Origin of the sequence: Frankia sp. AgKG'84/4, from assembly GCF_023242965.2 — a bacterium.
Taxonomy (GTDB): domain Bacteria; phylum Actinomycetota; class Actinomycetes; order Frankiales; family Frankiaceae; genus Frankia.
The window spans coordinates 1-839 of record NZ_JALKFU020000899.1; the positions used below are offsets into that span (position 1 = coordinate 1).

Annotated in this window: 1 protein-coding gene and 1 pseudogene; one reads left to right on the top strand and one right to left on the bottom strand. The window is 76.8% G+C overall.

Features of this window, described 5'->3' with window-relative positions:
* A pseudogene (locus MXD58_RS25910) lies at window positions 1-340 on the bottom strand (two-component sensor histidine kinase); the annotation flags it as partial.
* A gap of 137 nt (window positions 341-477) precedes the next feature.
* On the opposite strand from MXD58_RS25910, the gene MXD58_RS25915 reads away from it, so the two are divergent.
* Window positions 478-839, top strand: a 362-nt coding sequence (locus MXD58_RS25915; RefSeq protein WP_250610338.1) for a hypothetical protein, incomplete at its 3' end; no start/stop codon positions are given.

The window sequence follows — 839 nt, forward strand, 5'->3', positions numbered from 1 at the left end:
GTGCCTGCCACGCCGTGCGCCGGTGGTGGCGCAGCCCGACCGCCATCGAGGCGATCACGAGCGGCACGAACGACGGCCCGTGCGGGTAGCCGACGGCGGTGAACGCGGCGAGCAGCAGGCTGGCCGCGCCCAGGGCCCCCAGCGGGGACCGGCGGCGCAGCGTCACTGTGGCGGTGAGCAGCACGAGCAGCACGAAGGCCAGGGCGTCGAGCGGGTGCGCGGGCGGCACCTGCTCGTGCGCGGCGCCGTGCGAACCGCCGATGGTCACCGCCGCGGCGCCGAGCAGCACCGCCGCGTCCCGGGCGGCGGTGCGCCGCCCACCGGGGCCGGACCAGGTCATCCGCCGACGGTAACGGGCAGCGGCGGCGATGGCATCCGCCCTGGGGCGTACCCGGCCTACGGTGGGCCGCGCAGGCGCGTCCGTCTTGCTAGTCTCCTGACGGATCCGGGCTGGACGCCGGGCGCCGGGGAGGTCGCATGCTGCTGTCGGGAACGCCCCCGACGTTGCTGTCCCTGTGGTATCTCGCCGCCTGCCTGGCCGAGCGGGGCGACCGGCTGGAGTACCGGCATCCGCTGGTCGCGGTCCGCAATGTCAACAACGTGGTCGTCGGGGGTCTGGACGTGGTGCGCGGCGAACCGGCGGCGTCGGCGGTGATCCGCGGGGACGGCTGGTGGTCGCGGCCCGTGCTCGGGACGGCCGCCGCCGGGATCCCGCCGATCGAGGCCCGGGTGTTGACCGCACTGTGGGCGGGTTTCCAGGGCAAGGCGGGGGCGGTGGCGTTGTTGCCGGCGGACCTGCGCTTCGCCCGCGTCGAGGCCGCGGCGGCGCGGGCCGGCCT